This window comes from Schleiferilactobacillus perolens DSM 12744 (genome assembly GCF_001435585.1).
Taxonomy (GTDB): domain Bacteria; phylum Bacillota; class Bacilli; order Lactobacillales; family Lactobacillaceae; genus Schleiferilactobacillus; species Schleiferilactobacillus perolens.
On sequence record NZ_AZEC01000065.1, the window covers coordinates 1 to 568 of the forward strand.

Here is a 568-nt window from a genome sequence, read left to right on the forward strand (position 1 = left end):
ATCTCCTACTGGTATCACTCCTCTGGATAAGGTTTTAAAAAAATTGTCAGCCAACATCGGTTGGCTCAGAAGCGTTCAGTTTATACATCGTTCATCATTCTAGATGCTCAAAGTGTCAAGAATACCGATCCTGCTGAAAGTAGCGGCTACGATGGTGGTAAAAAGGTGAGTGGGATTAAGCGCCATCTTGCTGTAGATATCAATGGGCTGCCGATGGCAGTCCATGTGACAACCGCCAATGTTTCTGAGCGTGATGGCGCCAATGCGCTACTGGCGTTAAACAAATCACAGTTTGACCTGGTTCAACGAGTAATGGCCGATGGTGGTTATACTGGTAACAACTTTGCTCAATCAGTTCAGGCAATGATTAACGCTGAAGTCATTATTGCTAAACAGAGTGACCTTAGGCACGGTCAAGTGACCCCGCAACGCTGGGTTATCGAACGCAGTTTTAGCTGGCTAGGAAAATATCGGCGCCTCTGGCGCAATTGTGAGCGAAAGCTGAACACCAGTAAGATGATGATTAGCTTAGCCTTCCTGCGAATACTCTTGAAAAGATTCTAAACAC

The 568-nt window shown here is 45.8% G+C and carries 1 pseudogene; it reads left to right on the forward strand.

Features of this window, described 5'->3' with window-relative positions:
- Positions 1-36 precede the first annotated feature (36 nt).
- Positions 37-564, forward strand: a pseudogene (locus FD09_RS15635) (IS5 family transposase); the annotation flags it as partial.
- Positions 565-568: the final 4 nt, after the last annotated feature.